Origin of the sequence: Legionella saoudiensis, assembly GCF_001465875.1 — a bacterium.
GTDB lineage: Bacteria > Pseudomonadota > Gammaproteobacteria > Legionellales > Legionellaceae > Legionella > Legionella saoudiensis.
Genome location: NZ_LN901322.1, coordinates 103217 through 126355, shown reverse-complemented (window position 1 = coordinate 126355; position 23139 = coordinate 103217). Strand labels below are relative to the sequence as shown.

Sequence of the window (23139 nt, the reverse complement as noted above, 5' to 3'; positions counted from 1 at the left end):
GCCAAAGAACTTGTTGGATTATTATATGTTGGTAGTGGTATAGGATTGATTGTAACCTGCTTAATTAAAGACCACGGTTGGCATCATTCAGGATTGGTAAAAGATGATTGGATTTGGCGGAATTTTAGAACCTGTATTATTAACGTTTGGCCTACAGTAAACAAGTGCCGCAACAACTTCTATATTATTGAATCTTAAAGCAGTACCCACTGCCTTATAAGGGGGTAATTCCATTTCGTTGTATAAGGACCCTTCACCACCTTGTTGAGCCTGCTTTAGAAGTGCTGATAATAAAGCTGTATTGTAATAGATCATGCACCAGGGGGTTCTGGTTAAGTAGAGCAATCAGACCTCCGTCCACTTGTTATTCAAGTATCAATAAAACAGATCGAGTTGGGTAGGGCTTCAGGTTTTGATTCCCTTTTCATTTCATCACATCCATTGGCTTATTTAGCCCTGGTGCAATTATTAAGATCTTTTTGAGAATTTTGATGTATACTATACCTACGTATAGTATACATTTTTAGAGATTTAATTTATGGCACATTTATTAAGGGATAAAAAGAAGCTACTTCATCGCATTAACCGTATTCAAGGCCAACTGAATGCATTGAAAGAAAAGCTAGAGCATTCTGAAGAAAATGATTGTGGCGGTGTTTTGCAGTTAATCGCTGCATGTCGTGGTGCAATGAATGGTTTGATGGCCGAAGTTATCGAAGGTCACATACGTAATCATCTGGTTGATCCTGATAAAAGTCCATCATCAAGCCAAGCACAAGCAGCTCAGCAATTATTGGATGTTGTTAAGACCTATTTAAAGTAAGTTTAAATAAATTGAGGAACTGTCAATGAATCAAGAACATAATGATCACAGCCATATTTTTACTTTGGTAGAGGGATTGCGCATAGGATTCGTATTTATTTCTCTTCTATTGAGCTGGACACCTTTAGGGACTCAATTTGTACCATTTAAATATATTGGTTTTATTGCCGCACTCATAGGTGGGTATCCTATTTTTAAGGAAGCATTTTCATCTTTAAGCGAACGCAAAATGACTATGGAATTATCCATGACAATTGCATTGCTAGCCGCTTTAGCTATTGGGGAAGTATTTACAGCATTAGTGATTATACTTTTTGTATTAATTGCTGAAGTACTAGAGGGTCTTACTATCGAGCGCGGCAGACGTGCTATAAAAAGTCTTCTTGATTTCATGCCTAAAGAAGCATTCATTCGGCACCAAAATGGTGAGAGCAAAAAAAATATCGAGGAAATAAAAGCGGGTGATACTATTATTGTTAAACCGGGTTCCCGTATACCAATAGATGGAACTGTTATTAGAGGACTAACTTTTGTTGATCAATCTGCAATAACAGGTGAGTCAATGCCAGTAGAAAAAATTGCTGGATCTGAGGTCTACGCAGGATCTATCAATCAATCTGGTGCCATTGATGTGGAAACAAAACGAGTTGGTAAAGATACGGCTTTTGGAAAAATTATTCAGGCAGTTGAAGCGGCGGAAAAATCTCGTGCTCCCATTCAGAAAACAGCTGATCGTCTTGCAGGCTATCTTGTTTATTTTGCTATTGGTGCCGCACTTCTCACCTATTTTCTTACTCATGATATCCGCTCAACTATATCTGTGATTATTGTAGCAGGTGCATGTGGCGTAGCCGCGGGAACTCCATTAGCTATTTTAGGAGCAATTGGTAGAGCTGCGGGCAAGGGGGTTATTATAAAAGGTGGCTTATATATCGAAGTGCTAAGTAAAGTGGATACGGTAGTTTTTGATAAAACAGGAACCCTTACTTATGGCGCACCCTCTGTTGTTGCTGTTTGTCCTATGCCCGGCATTACTGAGCAGGCTGTACTTGAGGCTGCGGCTATTGCTGAACGATTATCAGAACACTCAATCGCCAGAGCTATTTTGCAAAAAGCAAGCGAGCAAGATCTGGATATTATTGAACCGGAACACTTCGATTATAAACCTGGAAAAGGGATTATTTGTTGGGCAAATCAAGAAAAAATTATTGTTGGTAATTTGGCTCTGTTTCAAGAGGAACAGATCAATATCAGTGACGTTAAGCCAGGCCCGAACTATTTATCTGAGGTGTTTGTCGCGCGTAATAATCAATTACTCGGTGTAATACGAATTGCAGATATCATACGTAAAGAGGCCAGAGAAGCAATAAGTGAAATAAAAAGAATGGGTTTAAACACAATTCTTTTAACCGGGGATACCTTAACGATTGCGCAGGAAATTGGTAAGCAGCTTGGAGTAGCCAAGGTAGAAGCCGAACTGCTTCCAGAGCAAAAAGCAATCCGTATTCGAGAGTTTATGTTAGCAAAGGCAAAAATAGCGATGGTTGGTGACGGTATCAATGATGCGCCTGCATTAATTGAAGCAAATGTGGGTATTGCTATGGGTACTGGGACGGATGTGGCGCGAGAGAGCGCTGACATTGTATTATTAGGCAATGATTTATTCAAATTTGTTGAAACAAAATTTGTTGAAACAGTTGGAATTGCAAGAAGATGTTACAAAATTATTATGGCGAATTTTGCAGGCACACTTTTGGTAGATACGGTGGGTATTTTATTAGCGGCTTTTGGCTTTCTTAATCCGCCATTGGCTGCTTTTATTCATGTTTCTTCAGAACTAATTTTCATTATGAACTCTGCCAGGTTGCTTCCAAATGTAATAATAAATAGGAAAGAGCAAAAAGGGATTGTAAATAATACTATTTAATATTTTCTGACTCAAAATTGGCTTCTATTCCTGAAAGGATATTTTCTGTCATGCATGTATTATCAATTACCTTTGATTACGATAGGTTTTTCATAAACAGAATCCTTTAGGATATCAAACTGTTTTATTGAGGACATTATTTGCGAAGGACATCGATAGGCGCTTCCTTCAATGGTATGATTGCTGATGTCTGTATGTCGGCTCGGACTCCATAATTGATATCGCTTAACCAAGTTTTGATGTTTTTCAAACACAACAACATTTGCATTTAATTTTTTTCCTTCATTTTTAAGAAAATTAATGTCATCCTTTTCTAGGTTTTTTTCTAATCCCCAGGTAAATTGAATCTTCGTACCATGCACATCCTTGCCAGAGATTTTGCCCAAAAATGTGCAGGATTTTAAATCCGAAATAGTGTGATCATAGAGAATCGTGATATTTTGAGCACCGGGTTTTAAGGATCTTGGTACACAGCCAATAGTGGTACTCATGATAAAGAAAATAATCATTAAAAAAATCGATTTATTCATGGCAATCCCTTATAAATCTTATGACAGAAATCGACGATTGTTTGTCTTAACGCTCCCTGAGATCGCCGGCCCTTATATTCAAAAAACATATAAATAACTTTTGGTTACACATTATATTTTCTTTGTTGCCAAAGAAGATAGATTACTGGAATGACAATCAAGGTAAGTACTGTCGCACTGAGCATACCCCCAACCATTGGGGCCGCAATGCGTCGCATGACCTCAGAGCCTGTGCCTCCTAAGAGCATAATAGGTAATAGACCGCCGATAATGGCAGTTACCGTCATGATTTTAGGGCGAAGCCGTAAAAGAGCACCGGCCACTACCGCATCAAAAACATCCGCTCGAGTCAGGGCACGCTGCTGCTGTAACGCCTCTTCCCTTGCTTTTTCCAAGGCCTGGTTAAGAAATACAAGCATAATGACCCCAGTTTCTGCAGCGACTCCAGCTAGGGCAATAAAACCAATGCCGACCGCGACAGAGAGATGATAGCCTAATAAATACAAGAGCCAAATGCCCCCGACTAACGCTAAGGGTAATGTCCCTAAAATAATCAGAACCTCAGCTAATCGACCAAAATTAAGATACAGCAAAAAGGCAATAATTGCTAAGGTTAATGGGGCTACCAAAGAAAGGCGTTGTTTGGCGCGTTCCAAATATTCGTATTGACCAGACCAAGTTAATGAGTAACCCGCGGGTAATTTCACTTGACTCTGAACAGCATCCTGAGCTTCTTTAACATAAGAACCTAGATCGCGTCCGGCAATATCAATGTAAACCCACCCATTAAGCCTGGCATTTTCACTGCGAATCATGTCGGGGCCTTCGGTAATTGATAAAGAGGCAATTTCACTTAACGGAATCGTGGCACCCATTGGCGTGACAATAGGCAATAAACGAAGCTTTTCTAAGGAATCGCGAAGGTCGCGAGGATAACGAAGATTTACAGGATAACGTTCGCGTCCCTCAATGGTTTGGGTTACATTCATGCCACCGACGGTTGTTTCAATAATTTCTTGAATGTCCTCAACATTTAATCCATAACGAGCCGCTTTAAGACGGTCTATATCAATGGTGATGTAATGGCTGCTTGCAACGCGCTCTGCAAAAACAGACGTGGTGCCGGGAATTTTTTTCAAAATGATTTCCAGTTGTTCCCCAATGGATTGAATGGTATTTAAGTCAGGCCCCGCAATTTTAATACCCACTGGAGTTTTTATCCCTGTGGCCAACATATCAATACGGGTTTTGATGGGCATGACCCAGGCGTTGGAAAGTCCCGGCAATTTAAGCCGTAAAGACAACTCTTCGCGCAATTTATCCATGGTCATTCCTGGGCGCCATTCGTTATGGGGTTTAAATTGAATGGTTGTTTCAACCATAGATAAAGGTGCTGGGTCGGTGGCAGTTTCTGCTCTGCCTATTTTACCAAACACCGTTTTGACTTCTGGGACAGTCGCAATAAGTTTATCGGTTTGTTGGAGTAGTTGTTGTGCTTTTCCGATGGAGATTCCAGGAAATGTTGTGGGCATGTAAAGTAAATCTCCTTCATCAAGTTCCGGCATGAACTCATTACCCAAATAATGAAGGGGTAAAAAACCAAGAAAGACAATTAGAGCGGCTAGGGCTAAAATCATTTTTGGGGCTTTTAAACTGGCATATAACACCGGTTGATACAATGCAAGTAACATTCGGTTAATAGGATTTTCATGTTCTTGTTTGATTTTACCCCGGATAAAATAGCCCATGAGTACGGGAACTAAAGTAATCGAAAGAAGAGCGGCTGCGGCCATCGCATAGGTTTTGGTATAGGCAAGAGGGGCAAACAATCGTCCTTCCTGTGCTTGTAAACTGAAGACCGGTAGAAAGCTAATGGTAATAATGAGTAAGGAAAAAAATAAAGGAGGCCCTACCTCAAGTGAGGCTTGTTGCATGATGTGCCAACGATTCTTTTCTGTAAGGGGTTCATGCTCGAGGTGTTTATGTGCGTTTTCAATCATCACGATGGCGGCATCAACCATGGCGCCAATGGCAATGGCAATTCCTCCTAAGGACATGATGTTGGCATTAATACCTTGAAGGTGCATGACCATCAACGCCAATAAAATTCCAATAGGTAAGCTTATGACAATGATTAAGGAGGAGCGAAAATGAAATAAAAAGACGATACAAATAAGCGACACCACAATAAACTCTTCAATCAATTTATCTTGCAGGGTATTAATGGCACGCTGAATTAAGCTTGAGCGATCATAAGTCGTACTAATTTCTACCCCTTTGGGTAGACTTGCTTGCAATTGTTTTAGTTTTTCTTTCACATTCGCGATGGTTTGCATGGCGTTTTGCCCAAAGCGCATCACGATAATGCCACCTACAGCTTCACCTTGACCGTTGAGCTCGGTAATTCCGCGGCGCATTTGTGGGCCTAATTGCACTTGAGCGACTTCTTGTAACAAAATAGGAATGCCATTTTTACCAAGTCCTACGGGAATTTGCTCCATATCTTTTATGGATTTTAGATAGCCCTTGGCGCGTATCATGTATTCGGCTTCACCCATTTCAATGGCAGAGCCGCCTGCTTCGCGATTGCTGCGTACCACGGCTTGTTTTACTTGTTGAAGGGTTAATCCGTAAGCGCGTAAACGGTCAGGATCTAAGGTTATTTGATATTGTTTGACCATGCCTCCTGCGGTCGCTACCTCAGCTACACCAGGCACTTTTTGTAATTCATATTTCAAAAACCAATTTTGCAGACTGGTTAATTGGGCGAGGTCGTGTGTTCCTGTGCGATCCACTAATGCATATTCATAGACCCAACCCACACCAGTTGCATCAGGACCTAAAGTGGGCTGGGCACCTAGGGGTAGGCGATTGGTAATTTGGCTTAAATATTCCAAAACCCGTGAACGGGCCCAATATAAGTCAACCCCATCTTGGAAAATAACATACACATAAGATACTCCAAAACCCGATTCACCACGTACCGTCACCGCACCCGGTACTGCCAACATCGCAGTGGTTAGAGGGTAGGTTACTTGGTCTTCAACGATTTGTGGCGCTTGACCTGGGAACTCTGTTTTGATGATGACTTGCACATCAGACAAATCAGGAATGGCATCGACTACAGTATGTTTTACTGTATAGATTCCCCCCAGTATGAGCATGCCGGTCATTAATACAATTAAAAAGCGATTTTTAATCGACCAGCGAATAATGGCAGCTATCATTTAGAGTTATCGTCCTTGGGTAATTTTTTTATCTTAGTAATCATAAAATCAGTGTTCTTTTTTTCTAAATCAAATTGAATCGAGTCACCGATTTTAAGCTCATCAAATACAATGTCTTGTGCTACTGAAAAATTCATTTCCATGGCAGGCCAATTTAAAGAGGGAATTGCCTCGTGTTGAATGGTGAGCGAATGATTGGCAAAATTTATCTTTTTTATAATCCCGACTCCTTCAACGGATGTATTAGAGGTAGCACTGGATTTTTGATTCTTTTTGTCTTGGTTCGGTGTTTGTAACCGTTCAAGTCCTGCTTTTAAATTGGACTCGGAATCAAGAAGAAATTGTCCAGAAACAACCACCTGTTCGCCTCGTTTCAATCCGGAGATAATTTCAACTTGGCTTTCTGACTCCATACCCACGGTTACAGGACGAACTTCAAATCGTCCTTGGGCTTGCGCCACGATTACGCGATCACCTTGGCTGCTTCTTATTAATGCTTCGATGGGAATATGAAGCACATTGGCTTTAGGTTGGGTAAGAATGGTAATACTCACATACATATTAGGCTTTAACTGATTATCCGAATTTTCAAAGCGAAATCTGACTTTAACAGTGCGGGTCGTGGTGTCTAATTGCGGATAAATGTACTCTACAGCACCTTTCCATTGTTTATTAGGAAAAGCAGATATTTTTGCGATGGCACAATCCCCAACATGCACCCAACTGGCTTGTTCTTCAAAAATTTGAGCAATCATCCACACACTAGCAAGATCTACAAGGCTCATCATCTCTAAATCTGGAGTGACTCGCATGCCTTCACGAATATTAAGTTGGGCGACAATGCCATCTTGAGGTGCATAGATAGCGACTAATTGATTGGCTTTATGAGTTGTTTTGATTTCTTGAATTTGTTGTTCGGAAATATGTAACGACTGTAATTTTTTATAAGAAGCATTGATTAAGACCGGCTTTTTGTTCTCTAAAGCAATTAAGTATTCTTCTTGAGCAGTTACTAATTGCGGCGAGTAATACTGTAATAGAAGTTGGCCTTTTTTTACCGTCTCACCTACTGTTTTAACCACGAGATTTTTTACCCAACCATCAGCATAGGTATGAATATGACCAATTTTGTTTTCATTAGGCTCCACATAACCCACCGTATCAATTTGCTTTGCCAAATCACTTTGCATCACAGGTGCAAGACGAATGCCTAGATTATTGCTCACGACAGGAGAGATTTGCACTGTCCCATCATTTGGATGTTCATCAGCATAGACCGGAGTTAATTCCATTCCCATGCGTGATTTTCCAGGTCCTGGGTAGTGAATGGTGGGCTCCATGGAATCAATCCAATAAAGCGGTTTTTTTTCTTCTTTGGCCATGGATGCTTTTTTATTAGTGGCATCTGTTGACCATCGCCCAAGAACAATGCCTAAAATCAGAACAACGAGTGCAAAAGTGACTAATTTTTTGTTCATGTTGGGGTTCCTTCGAGATAGAGCAAGGTTGCATGAGCTTTTAAGCGCTCTACTTGCAGTTGAATGTGCTCTAATTGAATGGTCAATTCACTGCTGTAGGCGCGTAATACGGTGGTTAATTCGGTCGTAGCATTTTGATAAGCGAGTAATGCCGCCTTAGCATTTTGCTTGGAATCTGGAATTAATTGCTGGTTGTATAAATGTTCTCGCTCTAAAAGATGTTTCCAGGTGGTATATTGTACATTAAGAGATTGCAGCAAATCACGATAATGAATGTGTCTGTCCATTTGAGTTGCATTTAATTTATTGAGGCTTGCATTGAGTTGTCGGTCTTGGCGGTTTGCCGTGAAAAAAGGCAAATCCATAGTCACTTGAGCCGTCAGCATATCAGAGCGTGGTGTTCCATCAGGCATTCTACCTTGTCTTAGTCCATAACCTACACCCAATTGCCATCCCGGTTTATACTGCTCTTTAGCATAAGCGACTTCGAAAGAGGAGGCTTTGATATTTGCTGCATCTGCTTGTAATAGAGGATGTTTCATAAGGCTGTCTTGTAATTTTGCCATGGAAGGCAGGGCAGGCCAACGGGGCATGGACAGTGCTAAAGGACGATTGACGTTATTCATGCCAATCCAACGACCCAGTTGTGCTTTCAAAATTGCAATTTGCTGCTTGTTTTGAATTATTTGATTCTTCAGTTTTGATAGTTCTAACTGAACTTGCACTACATCGGTTTGGTTGATTTTTCCTGTGCTGTATTGAGACTCTGTTACTTGCAGTAACTCTTTATAAAGTGATTCATTGGTCTTTAGGGTGTGTAGCGCTTGGGACCAGTAATACAACTCCAACCAAACTTCACGCACAGTACGAATTAACGTCAGTTTTTGTTCTGTTATCTTAATCAGTTCGGTTTTGGCTAATGCGCGCGTTTGTTGGGATTTCATTTTGAGCGATCTACCGCGTGCAAATTGTTGCTGGAGTCCAACTTGTACCATCGTCATTTCGTCTTGAGTAAAACTAAAGGTATCGGTTGGAACATTAATAGTCCCTGCGGCTAATTGGGGATCGGGTAGTTGTCCGTCTGCGATTGATTGCTGTCTTAGGGCTTGGCTGTTTGCGTTTAAACGTTGTAGCTCTGGAGATTGGTTAATTGCTAGATGTTCTGCTTCGGTTAGAGTCAGTGGTCGGTTTTGTGCAAAAGCAAAGGGTGCTATTCCCCAAAAAAGGTATAACATTGCTGCAAAGAATCGAAAGACACCTTTTGTTTTCATGTACTGACCTTAAAAATTAACTGTCTAATAATAGTAGTGACACGGTACAATATAAAGAGTGCCCTCAGTTGTTTTATAGATAATTGGGTTTTCCTGCATATCAAGCCCAAACTGGCAATGATCAATCATCAGTACTCATCTCCTTCGTCTCTTGCAATGCAAATGCATAAGTGAATAACCCTATTGTGGCTATAAAAGCTAATGAAATAAATCCCACATCTGGTTCTGGTTAAGAACCTCCAAAAATGATCTGGTCTAATATTGAGTAATTTCAATATTAGATTATATCTATTTTTCTGGTTCCAGGTTTCTTTCTGAAAACCATGAACGTTGTAGCCAAAAGGCAACATCCACTAACAAAATAAGAACAGGTACTTCAACCAGTGGGCCAATGACTGTTGTAAAAGCAATGCTAGAATTTAGTCCGAAGGTAGCAATTGCTACAGCAATAGCCAGTTCAAAATTATTACTGGCTGCTGTAAAAGACGCTGCTGTTGTTTTTTCATAGTTAGCACCAACGAGTTTGCCCATCGCAAAACTGATAAAGAACATCACAATAAAATAAAGTGTTAATGGAGTTGCAATACGAATCACATCCAAGGGAAGTTGTAAAACCATAGCCCCTTTCAAAGCAAACATTGACAATATCGTAAAAAGCAGAGCAACTAGGGTAATAGGAGAAATTTTTGGTAAAAAATGGGTTTCATACCAAGACAGCCCTTTTTTCTTTATCAATACAAAGCGAGTTAGAAATCCAGCAAAAAAGGGAACTCCAAGATAGATAAAGACACTTTCAGCAATGGTCATAAAATCGATGTGAATTATTTGGCCAGTCATGCCTATCAGAGGAGGCAAGACCGTGAGGAAAAACCAGGCATAGATACTAAAAAACAACAATTGAAAAATGCTATTAAACGCGACTAAGGCTGCAACATATTGATTATCACCCTCAGCCAGCTGATTCCAGACAATGACCATGGCAATACACCGCGCTAACCCAATGAGAATGAGTCCAGTCATATATTCAGGGTAGCTATGCAAAAATAAAACAGCAAGCCCAAACATGAGGAATGGACCAATAAGCCAATTTTGAATTAAGGACAATAATAAAATGCGCCAATCTCTAAATACCAGCGGTAATTCTTCATATTTCACTCGGGCCAGAGGAGGGTACATCATTAAAATCAATCCAAATGCGATAGGAATATTGGTGGAGCCAATAGATAATGAGTTGATAAATTGTGGTGTTTCCGTAAAGAGTGAACCGATACCAACACCTGCGGCCATGGTCAGGAAAATCCAGAAGGTTAAATACCTATCTAAAAAAGAAAGGCGATGGGTGCTACAAGTGTTCATGATAGCAACTCCTTTTCTATCCGTTGTTTCAGTTGATTAAATACCTCCTCAAATGCGGCATTAATTTCCATTTCAGAGCCTTCTGCTTTAGCAGGATCAGGAATACTCCAATGGAGTTTTTTCGGGTGACCAGGGAAAATGGGACAACTTTCGCGAGCGGCCTGATCACAGACGGTAATCACTAAATCAATAGACTCTGATTTAAACTCATTCCAGGATTTACTACGAGGCGCATTTGGCTTTATGCCATGATTGGTAAGCGTTTCAATTGCTTTGGGATGTATGTTTCCAGTCGGGAAACTACCCGCGCTAAAGGCTAGATGGCGGCCATTGGAGTAATGATTGGTTATAGCTTCGGCCATAATAGACCGACAAGAATTACCTGTACAAAGAAATAATAATCTAATTGGCTTAGTATTCATCAGCCACAGCATCCAGTTGCTTTTGACTTGGTATCACAGCAAGAAGTTGTTGTGTTTTTTTCTGGTATACAACAAGAGCTTTCAGTTGAATCTCCACCCGAAAAAAATTGTACATCTTGCATGGTATGATAGGCTTCCCAGACGATTCCATTTGGGTCATTGACCCATGACTTCTCTGATTTGGCATAACAACAGGTTGTTTCACCCTCACTATGCATAGAAATATTGGCTTCTGAAAATTGTTTTCTTAATTCCGCTAACTCAACGGCATTATCTACTTGAATACCTAAGTGCTCTACCCCATGTTTGTCAGCACGCGTTGAAATTGCAAAATTGATGCGCGGATCTTCCAGCATCCATTTGGCATAATCAGATTTCACTTTGACAGGCTCAGCTCCAAACAAAGCATTATAGAAACGGATGCTCTCATCAAGGTTGCTCACACCAATATGAATATGAAAACGCTTCATGATTTACTCCTTAGTAGAAGGACAACAACTATTTAACTCAATAACGAGACAATTTTTTGTATCGGGTTGTTGAATTCTGACTTGTTGTTTGCTGCAACAATCCTGAACAAGAAAGGCGATAAAATCCCGCATTAATTCAAAATTTGCTGAATAAAAAACATAACGTCCTTTACGGCAAGAGGTTACAATTCCAGCATGAGACAAGTGGCTTAGATGAAATGACAAGGTATTGTGTAAGATACCTAATTCATCGCCAATTGCACTTGCTGATAACCCTTCAGGTCCCGCCTGAACAAGTAATCGAAAAACTTGCAAACGGGTTTCTTGCGAAAGAGTATCAAATATTTTTATAGATTCTTTTGTGTCCATAATTCCAGAATAGTCGAATAATTAAATTTAGTCAAATGTATTAGGTGCGGCAATCCAAAAATGATCTACATAGAGTACATTAAAATAATTTGCTTCTACGTTCTAATAATATAACGTCTCTCCAAACACCATTTAACTGACCTAACTTTTCTCTAAAACCAATTTCACGAAAACCAAGTTTTTTATGAAGTATGAGACTTGCTGAATTTTCAGGAAAGATCCCAGCCTCCAATGTCCATATTTTATTTTTCTCTGATTCGGAAATAACTTTCGAAAGAAGTAAACTGCCAATCCCCTGATTTTGATTATATTTAGATACATAGACACTAACTTCAGCTACCCCAGAATATACACAACGATTTGATATAGGGCTTAACATTGCCCTACCCATCATTTGTGTGGATGTTGCTACAAATCTACATATGGTTAAATGGGTTTTATCCCATTCATGCCACTTTGGAGCAGCTGTTTGAAAAGTTGCATTTTGAGTGGCTATACCTTCTAAATAGATATTTTTAACCTCGTTCCAATCAGAAGACAGCATTGTTCTTATAGTAGTTGTCATAGTTCACTCAGCTAGATAAACCGTTGAAGTATTTTTATAACTTTGTCTTATTGGAGTCAATCAGCGCAGGATTTGTCCTTGCATTCAAAATATTCGAGATGCTGTTGATAATTTATATTCAGATAGGAGGCAGTTTCTGGGGTATTCTTAAAATACCCCATAATAGAAAACAACGGAGCGTTTCTATAAAATTCAGCAGTCCATTTAGAGTAATTTTTCTTCATTTGGTGTAAGCTCTATTTTATTATCATTAGGACGATCGCTATGACAGATAAAATACGTGGAAAGGTAAAATGGTTTAATAAAGATAAAGGATTTGGCTTTATTGAGAGTAGTGGCAAGGATTATTTTGTGCACTTCAGTGCCATTCAGGGTAGCGGTTTTAAAAATCTTCATGAAAATTCTAGTGTTCTATTTAAAGTGGGTAAAGGCCAAAAAGGCTTGCAGGCAGAAGAAGTTGAGATTGCATGATAATTTATTATTTTTTTATCTATTGAAGAAATATTTAAATGAAGGAGTCGTTTATGGAACGAATGACAGCAGTGGTAACAGGAGGTACCGGTGGGATAGGTTCTGCAATATGCCAACGTCTTGCAGCTGATTACCAAGTCATTGCATGTTATTTTAAAAATGGCAAACATGACGAAGCAAAACGATGGCAAGAAAGTCAGAGAGAGGCCGGCTATGATGTGGATATTCTCTATGGTGATACGACTCAATTTGCTGATTGTGAAAAACTCACTGATTTATTGATGGAGCGCTATGGACGTATCGATGTTTTGGTCAATAATGCGGGGATCACATGCGATACGACTTTAAAGAAAATGACCTCCCAACAATGGCAACAGGTTATTGATGCCAATTTGACCAGTGTATTTAATATGACGCGTAATGTGTTACCCGCTATGCTTGCTCAAGGCTATGGTCGAATTATTAGTATTTCATCGATTAATGGTCGCAAAGGCCAATTTGGGCAATGCAATTATGCTGCAACCAAAGCAGCTCTTTTTGGTTTTACCAAAAGTTTAGCGTTGGAAGTAGCTAATAAAGGAATTACAGTCAATACCATTTCTCCAGGATATATTGAAACGCCCATGTTAGCTTCTATCAAAGAAGAGATTCTCAATGCAATTGTTACTTACATACCCGTTGGTCGATTAGGTAAACCTGAAGAGGTAGCTGATGCAGTCACATTCCTTGCAGCTCCCGAAAGAGGCTTTATTACTGGCGCTAATCTAGATATTAATGGTGGGCAATACATGTAAAGAAGATGAATCCATATTTATCTTGTGTTAATTATTATTTATTTTACTATTTCACGGCCTGGAGTGTACCACAACTTGCTGATTATATAGAAAAAACTCATTCGGGACTTCGAGGATTTACAAGACCAAATTGTTTAGCATGAGGCAATTGTACGAAATCTATTAGGATGACAAAATTGTCTCACCAGTGGCGAGACAATTGCCCTGGACTCACAATCTCATCATTCTTAGTCAAGGTGAAAATAGACAAGAGCGTGAATTTTATATACAGAATGAGTGAGGTAAATAAAGGGAAGGTAAAAGGTCGATTGCTCGCCTAAACTTATAATTGGAATTAACTAGTTAGGTCAAATAAGGATTGGCAACTAAGTAAGAAAAAAATGCCATAGCCATTTAGCAACTAGGGTAATAACTATTACCCACAAGAGCACAATAATTGACGCAACCACCCAGTTTTTTGGTAATAACTCACCTTTATCAATAGAAATATCTGCAAGCCGATTGCAGTCATTCCAAACCTCTTGAGGTATTAGTTTAATCGCTAAGTAAATTCCTAAGGGGATAATGATTAAATCATCTAGTAATCCTAGAATAGGAATGAAATCAGGAATTAAATCAATTGGGCTCAAAGCATAAGCGAGAGTCATTAGTACAACTAATTTAGCTTTCCTATTAACTCTAGGATCTCGTTTAAGAAAATATAATATCCAAACATATTTCTTCATGGATACCACTACTTTATTTGAATTATTCATACAGGTGATAATCTCCTAAATAGAGGCCATGGAGCATAGTGAACAAGTTGTATTCAACCCAGAAAAAGTGATTAATGAGATGATTTGAGGTATAAATAGAATTGTATTTACCCGTCAACATATTGAAAACCTGTCATGGATGATGCTTCCTGCTATTGGCATGATGAACCATGGTGAGTGGCTTTTGATAAAATTATATGTTGTTTCAGGATAAATTACACATCAGTTTAAGATAAATTACCAACCTGTATGATGTAACCATAATTGTGAGATAATGTTCCGTGCTTCTTCGTCAAGAATGAAAATTGCCTGCACGAAATTAGGGCACTGAGCCTGGACTAAAAGTTCCTGACCACAGTCAGGATCATAAAACGAATACATTAAACCAAGTAAAACTTGTTTGCCATGACTGTAGCTGCCAATTGCATTTTTGATAAACTGGTAGTTTGGCTCTAACTGCCATTTTTTCTGAGCCATATCAAGAGATGAGGCTTTTATATTAAAAAATTCAGCTCCTACTTTTTTAATCCCTTTCTTCCAGGCAGAAACAAACAACTCTTCTGTCATAAAGCACCTTGGTTTAAAAGATGTTCAATTATATTCCATACATAAATTTTCTTCCACATTCCGGTGATTACTGCTCAGAGTGCAACTTTGATTAATAAAAAATAGTCCCCCATAGTCTGGAATGTAGCTTTAATCCATTATTTAAATGGTATCTAAGCATTAAAACCTCATATCAATATTTAAAATATTGTAATCCCATTAAAATGCTTTATTTTCAACAAAATATTACTTGTTTTTTTTCTTGACTGAATATTTGAATTTTACAATAGCAAGATTAACTTCTATGCTAGCTTCAGTTTCAGATGTGTCGAGGTCATCAGGAACTACTAGATCTGAAATTAAATCACCTGTTTTTTGCATGAGCTCTTGATACTTTGGTGAGTTTTGTGGGGTTTGTGGTATTGCTTTAATAGTGCGTGATATTTCTCTTACCTTTGTGAAGGTATCGATGATAGCTAGGGTAGTTTCTGTGGCTTTTGGGCTTTTTAATATAGTCGCTAGCATATAAAGGCCTTTCTCTGTGAAAGCCTTAGGCAAATTAGGTGAAAATTTTAGAGAAGTTAGGTGGTCGCAATTTGCGACTACCTCCTGTTTTTCTTGTTCGGTAAGTTCAACCAAATAACCTTCAGGAAATTTTTCTGGATTTCTGCTTACAGCTTCGTTAATTCTTTTAGTTTCTACACCATATAACTGAGCGACATCACTATCTATAATGACATGTTTGTTTCTGATTTCGATTATTTTATCTTCTACGTCTAATTGGCTGATATTCATTATTAAATCCGGGGTTAAAGCTTGATACACCATTATAAGGCGCGCTGAGTTTTTATCCCAGAAAAATTTATAAAAACAGGGGAGATTTAAGTTGGTGTAGGATGTGTTAATATTTGGGGTAGATAACGTACCTTATCTACCCCAAATAGGGTATTATTGAAAAAACACTCATGGAGAAGGCCTTGAATTTCCTGGATGACCAAAATGACAAAAATCGAAAGTTTGGGGTAGATAAGGTTTTTCATCCCTTGGATGTTCATTTTGATACCAATTCTTTGTCGGCCTGGTTGTCATTTTATTTTCAGGTTCATGTCAAAGGCGCACCTGAAAAAACAGTTCAGGCGAAACAAAAAGACTTATCTAAATTTTTAAATTTTTTCCAGGTCGAAGTAGGGCATGACCAGGTGGACAATTGGACACCAGCAGTCAGCAAACAATTTCAACGCTCCTTGTGTAATACCATTTCTGAGAAAACCGGTAAAGGATACAAGGCGACTTCCATAAATCGAACCATGGCAACCATTCGTCATGCAGGCCGATGGCTTTACCAACAAAGACCCTTAATAGCTGGTGATCCGTTATCTGGGGTTAAGGATTTACAAACCGATGCGCCAGAATGGAATGGTTTAAGTTCGAAACAGCTTATGCGTTTAAAAGCAGCCTGTGAGCAGCGTGCCAAAATGTGTACTCGAAAAAATCAAAATGCATTACTGGAGACGGCAGTCTTTTATGTATTGTTAGGAACTGGCTTGCGGGAATCTGAATTGGTCTCATTAAATATACACCAGTATCATTCAAAAGGGTTTCATTCTGTTGTTCGACATAAAAGTAAACGGGTGACTACTAAAATTGCGTTACCGCAAGAAGCCAGAGAACATTTGGATAATTATTTAAAGAGCCGAGTTTCAGAGCCTAACGAACCCTTATTTATAAATAGGGCAGGGAATCGTATTAATACACGGAATATTTTTCGAATATGTCAGCGTGTTTTAAAACAAGTGCTTGCACTTTTACCCGAAAATGAGCGATTTGAATTTACACCCCATAAACTTCGACATACTTTTTTAAAGAAAGTGACCGACAAGCATGGAGTGCATTTTGCGCAAGAGTTGAGTGGGAACGTTTCTATTAAAGAAATTTTTCGATACGCCAAGCCCAGCCAAGAAGAAATGCAGTCAACAATTGAAGATCTTTTTGCATAAAGTGAATGCCCTACTAAAAATTCACTTTACATAATTATGAAATATGACGAATTTTATCGCCATATTTCAGCTAAGTTAACATCTTCACTATCTGGTTGATGCTGTCTTTCCAATTTGTCTACTTGGACTACGAGTGGCAGATTAAAAGATGTACCTGTTATTATACAGCAGCCTTTTGCTAAGTTTGGGATCATACCTTTTGATAATGTATCTAACGTGCTTATAGTATTATCTAGTAAAAATAAATCTTTATCATTTACGAGGCGATGTATAAAAAAATTATGAATCTGAGACATTATTGTTGCGGAAATATCGGCGGGTCGTTGGCTTGATAATGTCAAAAAAACACCAAATTTACGTCCTTCTTTAATTATTTCTTCAAATAATTCCAAACGATAATCTTTCCAGCTTTCTTGTTCACGTGTTGACTGCAGAGATAAGACATTATGGGCTTCATCAATGATTAAATGTAAAGTCTTTTCCGGTGGGCTGTTAACAGTTTTTTTATGAGATTCATAATAGTATTTAGCTAAAAGTAGAGGAATAATTTTTTTAATATCTTGATTGCATTTTCTTAATGATATGATTTTCAAAAAGTGAGTATTATGCTTTTTCGAAGAAACAGATAAAGTTTTTTCCAAGTCTTTTACTGTAGATTCTATTCTTTTTAATAATGGTTGTATGTGCTCAAATTGAAAATGACTTGAAGTTAAATCATTAGTTAACTGTAAATGAACACGAATAATTAGCTCTTTAAAAAAATCAATATTTTCAATCGTTATTTTATCAACATTGGCCTTCATTATTAGTTTATAAGACTCTTCACTACCATTGAAGTGTTGGTTACTATCAGTAATAAAATGTTCCTGAGTAGAGTGCCACGATATTTTATTTAGAAACTCTTCCATATCCTTATTATTAATATTTACCATTGCAGTGAGAAGTAAATCTTTAACTTCCTTTTTTTGGGATGATGCGGAAAATGATTTTTTAAAGGTGTATTTTATATAGGCGAGAAGATTACTATTAGTGTCTTCGTCATAATATTTTTTCCAAGAATTAACTAATCTATCTAGGAAAGGCTTTTGCGTATTTGAGGTTGCTTTAAATAATAAGCCTAATACTTCTGAATCCAATAAATTCTCTGGACTAATGGGAAATTTATTTTTTTCCCTTCCAGTTCCTCGAGTATTTAAATGGTAAACGGTTTTGTCTTTTTCTTGGACCAGCTGATCATTCGTATATTCACCATTGAAATCGATTAATATGAATTGGCTTTTATTTTTAATTTCATTTAATTTTGAATTAAATAAAGTTGTATATAACTTTGCTAAAGTATTCGACTTACCACTTCCGGTATTTCCAAATATACCAATATGTGTGTTGAACAGTTTTTCCCATTGAAGATAGACAGGTATATTTTCTTTTAACATTTTGCCAATAACAAGATCATGATTTGCCATGTCATTATGATAGATTTTAGATATTTCTTCTTCAGAAATAAGAAACACCGGATCTTTAATCATGGGTAAAAATTTAATTCCTTCGGTAAAAATATCTTTTTTAAAGTAACCAATAGGTTTAACTTCTACCTTTCTTATATATGTGATTTTGTTGCTCTCTGCCTCAAATCTAGATTCGTCAAGAAATTCCCCTTCAACAATACAGGCAATATTTATAAACCCCCTTTGAATAATTAAATGTTCTCGAATAGATACACCTTTAAACTTATTCCCTTTATAAAATATAGTATCTTTACTTGATTCATCGAAAATTTTTAAAATTATTTTTATACCGTGCACCGCTATAACCTCACCTACTAAAATGGTCATTATTGTCTCTCTGGGTTATTGGGTTCCAAAGTGAAAACATTGGTATTAAATATTTCAAAATTTAAATTTTCCTTGCAGGAAATAAATTGTATGTTCTTATATCCAAGAAACTTTTTTTCCAGATTCTTTTTTTCTTGATCATTAAAACAGCAAACGAATAACTGCAGTAGATGATTTGATAAAGAACGTTTAATCAAATTAAGTATATGTTCATCAGCAAAAGAAAAACCAAATGAGATAAGTATGGTATGATCCTTTTCAAGTTCATAACTTAAAGCCCTGAGCATTTGATAATAATGTTCCTCAAATACCGTTTCATGAAACTTCCACTTTTCAGGATTAACAATAGGTATTTTTTTGTATTCCTGCCAGAACTGTTGTTCCAAATCATAACTTAAATCATCTAAGCGCATAGAGTTTAAAGATGAAAATTCTGATTTATCAGAAGAAATTATGTCTGTGAATTGATCTAATAGAGGACTCATTTGAGTAACAATTTGGCCTATTTCTGAAAATTTACCTGATGATTGATAATCGACAATTATGCGATCATCTTCTTTCTGCCAATAAGCCGAACCATGTAGATGAATTAGATTTATTTGAGGTACATCGATATAATTTTTCTCAAAAATTCCTGTCTGGCATAAAAATGTATTAAAGTTTTTGGCTTGTAAATATTTTTTTCTAAACCCTCTTGTTCCATCATTTAAGATAAAATCGCGTTGCCCTTGTTTTAATATTTCTTCCGATGAAAGAGCTATACATCCATCATAGTTTGTTGTAAAAATATTACATCTTCGTTTAGGCGATGTGCGTTTATATAAAATACTTAAAATCGTATGGATAAAATTACTATATTGCAGTATTACATTTTGTTTGGAAGTCTCTAAATTATGTATACAAAATTCTAAAACAGGTTTTATACATGATTTAAAATAATACATAAATAGTAAAGTTTTTAGTTTAGGTTGATTTTGGCTTTCAAATTTTTCCGCTAAAGTTTCGATAGTGAATCGGTTACCATTCTCGCCTTCTAACATTAATTCCAAGGTTGGGAATAAGCCATAAGAGGCTCCCGCACCAAGGAGTATATTTATATTTTTATCATAAATATATTCAATGTTTATTTGGCTTTCCATTGTATATCCTTTCACAATTAATTCAGTTGATTATAGCAGGAGATATGGCTAGTTTTAATTATTCAATTAACATTCAATATACTTATATAAACATGTCATGGTTAGTCTCTAATTAATAAGCATATACTTTCAGGAACAACCCCATTAGGGTTGACAAATAACCCCTTTGGGGTCATAATGTCATTATGAAAATAATAAAAAAATTACAAGTTGTGGTTGAAACGGCTGAATATTTAAAGCAAGCAGAATCTTGTATGGATAAGAAAAGCAGAGAGGACTTTGTAAGTCATATTGCTCAAAATCCTACGGAAGGAGATCTCATCCCCGGCACTGGTGGGGCAAGGAAGATTCGTTGGACAACTGATAGTAATCAGGGTAAGAGTGGTGGTGCTCGAGTTATATACTATTATCATAACCAAAAAATACCCATTTTTTTATTTACTGCCTACGGAAAGAGCAAGAAGGAAAATATTTCCGAAAGCGAGAAGAGCATATTAAAAACCATTATTAAATCTATTGTTAAGGTTTATGGGGAGGTTGAACATGAGTGATTTAGGTGAAAGTTTAATTCGCGGCGCCCAAGAAGCTCTTGAGTATGCCAAAGGTAATCAGGAAGGCGCAGTTACACATGAAGTGCTGGTTCCTACTCAAGTAGATGTTATGGCTATTAGAAAGAAAATGCATATGAGCCGACAAAAATTTTGTGAAGAATTCGGGTTCAGTGTTCGAACATTAGAAAAATGGGAGCGGGGTGAACGAACGCCGGAATCATCTGCAAGAGCTTATTTAACTGTTATTGCAAGCAACCCTACCGCTGTTATTAACGCGTTACATAAAACAAGTTGCGACAGAGGATAGGGCATAAGAAGCCGCCACCTATTGATCTATTATAAACCCGATCTTGACTTGGTAATGCATTTGCATTGCGATATATTATATGAGGTATTTAGGAGAGAAATTGTGGCCAACCTATTACACATTGAATCTACTTTAACAGATAGATATCAAATTATTATTCCTGATACTGTTCAGCCTGATGGGCATGTATTCCTTTCGAAAATGGAAGAAAATCAAGATGCCTACTATAGATAATTTTCTGGATTCTATAGCTGAAGATATAAGAAATAACCCCCAGCATTTAACTTCAATAAATAAAACATTATTCAATCGAATTGAATCATTTCTGAATGGTGTTGAATTTGATTTGAATGAAATGTTATTAGATGAGGAAGAAAAAGAATAACCAAAGATTGAGGATAAAACCTTTGGAAAGCCTCTATGAATAATCCACTCATCATTAGTGATTGGATTATACTGGCACATCCTCTTTTTATAAATCAAATTGCTTCTCTGGTAGAAGAAGTAAGGGAGTTAAAGTCAAAAGATCCATAAATTATCGTTCAAAATCAGCAACCAAAAAATTAGCCGCTATTTTCATTTGATCAGGACTTACGAAAAACTCATTAAAACAGAAGGATTTTTTAGTTCATTGATAAGATAATTTTTTAAGAGGTTTTTTTTTATTTGATAGACAGTTTGTGCCGTTTGGTAAGCAATTTTTTTCAAATTAACCCAGACATAAATAGCGCAGGCGATGTGATTTCGTTGTATGCGTTGCTTGCGGCACTGACATTTATCAATACCAGTAAGCTGCTTCACTTCGCGATGAAATTGTTCCACATACCATCGTATGGCACAAATTTTCTTCGTGTCATTAGCGCAAGTTTGTGACGTATCATTAGTAGCAATAAGATCTGTTCTATTAGAAGAAATAGCAACAGAAAACAACTTCATCTGTAAATGCTCAGGCATCCCTTTAAGCCTAATGAGCTTGCCGTGTCTTAATTCATCTTCGCTCCATTCAAAGCTACGCAATGGCTGGTAGGTTTCATCAGACCCCTTGAGTTTAGCTAATCGATTTTTTCTCATGGGGCAATAGAATATTTTGTTATGATCATTGATAAACAACATCAGCGTGCTGGTAGCATACCAGGTATCCATTAACACCGTTTTAAACGGTAATTTCTTGTGGTAAACAATATTATTAAGCATGTCTTTCACATGGTCTGCTTTACCTTTCCCGTCTTTTTCCGGGTCAAAAATTCTAAAATCGATAACCCAAAATTGCTCGGTCTGTGGGTTAACGTAGATGCAGTTAACCAGTCCTATTCCGCGAATAACGCCATGGGCATTACCACTGTACTGCCAACGTACTGATTCGATATGGCGGGAATGGCTTTTATCTAGAACCGTATCATCGAATACAATAAATCCTTCCTCACTTGCCACAAGCTCAGCCTTAACTTGTAACCAAACGTCACTGGCTGTTAATCGCTCTCTTTCTAGGTACAATTTTACCAAATCATGGCTTACATCAGATACATGCTCCGCATAATTGGTGAGCGTATAATTGACTTGGCTACTTAGCAAATATTGGCAATATTCTAATCGGCCAAATGACTTTCTTGGGCGGGCTATGGCTGCGCTCTGTCGGAAAAAATATACGCCATCTTAGATAAATAAAACTACATTGCAAATGATCTTTTCGACATCCTCTCCTTGAGAATTCTCTTGTTTTTCTTTGATCTATTGGCCTAATAGGTGGGGTTTTTCGTAAGTCCTGTTGATGCTTAAGTGGCACTGAAGTTTTAAAAAAATCAATAACGTAACCACTTGATTAATATATAAATTATCTGATTATCCTGATAATCAGACCTAAGGATATTTCCGTCCAACGTGTACAACGTCGAAATTATGTCTTATTTTTAGATAACGTTGGAACATATATATGAAAGTACAAAAAATTAAACTGAATTCTTATGATGTCACATGGATCGTTGATAATAATCATTTACCAATCAAAACAATTATGTGAGTTCTTGCTAATGTTAGACGTAATTACCGTATAATTAATATGGTGTCAGTTAAGGGGTAAAAATGAATGAAGAACAGCGAAACTGTGTATTAATGGATGAGCATTGGCTTATGTTTGATGCGTTACATAGTTATGAAGGCTACAAAGAACTGCGAATTGAAGCGGATAAATTAGGTGTTTCAATAAAAACAGCCATTATAGACAGGCTGGGAACAGAGAAAAACCAGACTGTATTACTTGTTGAGTAATAAATAATCTGCCCGATCCATAGCAATGATAATGAATCCGCTAT

At 37.4% G+C, this 23139-nt stretch carries 25 protein-coding genes; 10 read left to right on the top strand and 15 right to left on the bottom strand.

The window, feature by feature from the left end; genetic code table 11:
- Window positions 1–538: 538 nt before the first annotated feature.
- Window positions 539–823, top strand: coding sequence for a metal/formaldehyde-sensitive transcriptional repressor (locus BN3124_RS04895; RefSeq protein ID WP_058478587.1), 285 nt, complete (start codon window positions 539–541; stop codon window positions 821–823).
- A gap of 25 nt (window positions 824–848) precedes the next feature.
- Window positions 849–2750 carry a heavy metal translocating P-type ATPase gene (locus BN3124_RS04890; protein ID WP_058478586.1) on the top strand — a complete coding sequence of 634 codons (1902 nt, stop codon included), beginning with the start codon at window positions 849–851 and terminating at the stop codon, window positions 2748–2750.
- A gap of 62 nt (window positions 2751–2812) precedes the next feature.
- Here BN3124_RS04890 and BN3124_RS04885 read toward each other — a convergent pair whose 3' ends face one another.
- The 9 genes from BN3124_RS04885 to BN3124_RS04845 form a co-directional block, all read right to left on the bottom strand.
- Window positions 2813–3280 (bottom strand): DUF4156 domain-containing protein, encoded by a 468-nt coding sequence (locus BN3124_RS04885; protein ID WP_058478585.1) that lies wholly within the window; start codon window positions 3278–3280, stop codon window positions 2813–2815.
- A 104-nt stretch (window positions 3281–3384) separates the two neighbouring features.
- Complete coding sequence (locus BN3124_RS04880) at window positions 3385–6507, bottom strand: efflux RND transporter permease subunit (RefSeq protein WP_058478584.1); 3123 nt, start codon at window positions 6505–6507, stop codon at window positions 3385–3387.
- Window positions 6504–7985: an efflux RND transporter periplasmic adaptor subunit gene (locus BN3124_RS04875; RefSeq protein WP_078061483.1), complete on the bottom strand. Its 1482-nt coding sequence runs from the start codon at window positions 7983–7985 to the stop codon at window positions 6504–6506. The genes BN3124_RS04880 and BN3124_RS04875 overlap by 4 nt, the downstream gene beginning before the upstream one ends.
- Window positions 7982–9256, bottom strand: coding sequence for a TolC family protein (locus tag BN3124_RS04870; protein WP_058478583.1), 1275 nt, complete (start codon window positions 9254–9256; stop codon window positions 7982–7984). Before BN3124_RS04870 ends, BN3124_RS04875 begins: the two co-directional genes overlap by 4 nt.
- Window positions 9257–9544: 288 nt before the next feature.
- Window positions 9545–10612, bottom strand: coding sequence for an ACR3 family arsenite efflux transporter (arsB, locus tag BN3124_RS04865; RefSeq protein ID WP_058478582.1), 1068 nt, complete (start codon window positions 10610–10612; stop codon window positions 9545–9547).
- Window positions 10609–11034 (bottom strand): arsenate reductase ArsC, encoded by a 426-nt coding sequence (locus BN3124_RS04860; protein WP_058478581.1) that lies wholly within the window; start codon window positions 11032–11034, stop codon window positions 10609–10611. The genes arsB and BN3124_RS04860 overlap by 4 nt, the downstream gene beginning before the upstream one ends.
- The gene (locus tag BN3124_RS04855) at window positions 11034–11504 is read right to left on the bottom strand and encodes an ArsI/CadI family heavy metal resistance metalloenzyme (RefSeq protein ID WP_058478580.1); all 471 of its coding nucleotides are present in this window, start codon (window positions 11502–11504) and stop codon (window positions 11034–11036) included. The genes BN3124_RS04860 and BN3124_RS04855 overlap by 1 nt, the downstream gene beginning before the upstream one ends.
- Before the next feature lie 3 nt (window positions 11505–11507).
- Window positions 11508–11873, bottom strand: coding sequence for an ArsR/SmtB family transcription factor (locus BN3124_RS04850; RefSeq protein WP_058478579.1), 366 nt, complete (start codon window positions 11871–11873; stop codon window positions 11508–11510).
- 79 nt (window positions 11874–11952) lie between these two features.
- Window positions 11953–12438, bottom strand: a complete 486-nt coding sequence (locus tag BN3124_RS04845) for a GNAT family N-acetyltransferase (protein ID WP_058478578.1) — start codon at window positions 12436–12438, stop codon at window positions 11953–11955.
- A 264-nt stretch (window positions 12439–12702) separates the two neighbouring features.
- On the opposite strand from BN3124_RS04845, the gene BN3124_RS04840 reads away from it, so the two are divergent.
- Together BN3124_RS04840 and phbB are read left to right on the top strand one after the other, a co-directional pair.
- Complete coding sequence (locus BN3124_RS04840) at window positions 12703–12909, top strand: cold-shock protein (protein ID WP_058478577.1); 207 nt, start codon at window positions 12703–12705, stop codon at window positions 12907–12909.
- 53 nt (window positions 12910–12962) lie between these two features.
- Window positions 12963–13703, top strand: coding sequence for an acetoacetyl-CoA reductase (gene phbB, locus BN3124_RS04835; RefSeq protein ID WP_058478576.1), 741 nt, complete (start codon window positions 12963–12965; stop codon window positions 13701–13703).
- A gap of 365 nt (window positions 13704–14068) precedes the next feature.
- Here the strand turns inward: phbB and BN3124_RS04830 are convergent, their stop codons facing one another.
- From BN3124_RS04830 to BN3124_RS04820, 3 genes are all read right to left on the bottom strand, one after another.
- A complete protein-coding gene (locus tag BN3124_RS04830; RefSeq protein ID WP_058478575.1) occupies window positions 14069–14458 on the bottom strand; it encodes a YkvA family protein in 390 nt (129 codons plus the stop codon).
- A gap of 237 nt (window positions 14459–14695) precedes the next feature.
- A complete protein-coding gene (locus tag BN3124_RS04825) occupies window positions 14696–15025 on the bottom strand; it encodes a hypothetical protein (protein ID WP_058478574.1) in 330 nt (109 codons plus the stop codon).
- A gap of 225 nt (window positions 15026–15250) precedes the next feature.
- Window positions 15251–15799, bottom strand: a complete 549-nt coding sequence (locus BN3124_RS04820) for an ORF6N domain-containing protein (RefSeq protein ID WP_058478573.1) — start codon at window positions 15797–15799, stop codon at window positions 15251–15253.
- Between the two features lie 182 nt (window positions 15800–15981).
- On the opposite strand from BN3124_RS04820, the gene BN3124_RS04815 reads away from it, so the two are divergent.
- Entirely contained in the window at window positions 15982–17001 is a 1020-nt protein-coding gene (locus BN3124_RS04815; protein ID WP_058478648.1) for a tyrosine-type recombinase/integrase, read from the top strand.
- 53 nt (window positions 17002–17054) lie between these two features.
- On the opposite strand, the gene BN3124_RS04810 is transcribed toward BN3124_RS04815, so the two are convergent.
- Window positions 17055–18833 (bottom strand): ATP-binding protein, encoded by a 1779-nt coding sequence (locus tag BN3124_RS04810; protein WP_058478572.1) that lies wholly within the window; start codon window positions 18831–18833, stop codon window positions 17055–17057.
- Window positions 18833–19972 carry an SIR2 family protein gene (locus BN3124_RS04805; protein ID WP_058478571.1) on the bottom strand — a complete coding sequence of 380 codons (1140 nt, stop codon included), beginning with the start codon at window positions 19970–19972 and terminating at the stop codon, window positions 18833–18835. The genes BN3124_RS04810 and BN3124_RS04805 overlap by 1 nt, the downstream gene beginning before the upstream one ends.
- Before the next feature lie 185 nt (window positions 19973–20157).
- Here BN3124_RS04805 and BN3124_RS04800 point away from each other — a divergent pair, with 185 nt between their 5' ends.
- The 4 genes from BN3124_RS04800 (at window position 20158) to BN3124_RS17290 (ending at window position 21215) form a co-directional block, all read left to right on the top strand.
- Window positions 20158–20523, top strand: a complete 366-nt coding sequence (locus BN3124_RS04800; RefSeq protein WP_058478570.1) for a type II toxin-antitoxin system RelE/ParE family toxin — start codon at window positions 20158–20160, stop codon at window positions 20521–20523.
- Window positions 20516–20830, top strand: a complete 315-nt coding sequence (locus BN3124_RS04795) for a helix-turn-helix domain-containing protein (protein WP_058478569.1) — start codon at window positions 20516–20518, stop codon at window positions 20828–20830. The genes BN3124_RS04800 and BN3124_RS04795 overlap by 8 nt, the downstream gene beginning before the upstream one ends.
- A 102-nt stretch (window positions 20831–20932) precedes the next feature.
- Entirely contained in the window at window positions 20933–21064 is a 132-nt protein-coding gene (locus BN3124_RS17450) for an AbrB/MazE/SpoVT family DNA-binding domain-containing protein (RefSeq protein WP_261341902.1), read from the top strand.
- A complete protein-coding gene (locus BN3124_RS17290; protein WP_230849074.1) occupies window positions 21048–21215 on the top strand; it encodes a type II toxin-antitoxin system PrlF family antitoxin in 168 nt (55 codons plus the stop codon). Before BN3124_RS17450 ends, BN3124_RS17290 begins: the two co-directional genes overlap by 17 nt.
- Window positions 21216–21421: 206 nt before the next feature.
- Here the strand turns inward: BN3124_RS17290 and BN3124_RS04790 are convergent, their stop codons facing one another.
- On the bottom strand, window positions 21422–22450 hold the full coding sequence (locus tag BN3124_RS04790) for an IS701 family transposase (protein WP_058478568.1): 1029 nt from the start codon (window positions 22448–22450) through the stop codon (window positions 21422–21424).
- Between the two features lie 459 nt (window positions 22451–22909).
- Here BN3124_RS04790 and BN3124_RS04785 point away from each other — a divergent pair, with 459 nt between their 5' ends.
- Complete coding sequence (locus BN3124_RS04785; RefSeq protein ID WP_058478567.1) at window positions 22910–23095, top strand: hypothetical protein; 186 nt, start codon at window positions 22910–22912, stop codon at window positions 23093–23095.
- The last annotated feature ends 44 nt before the right edge of the window (window positions 23096–23139 follow it).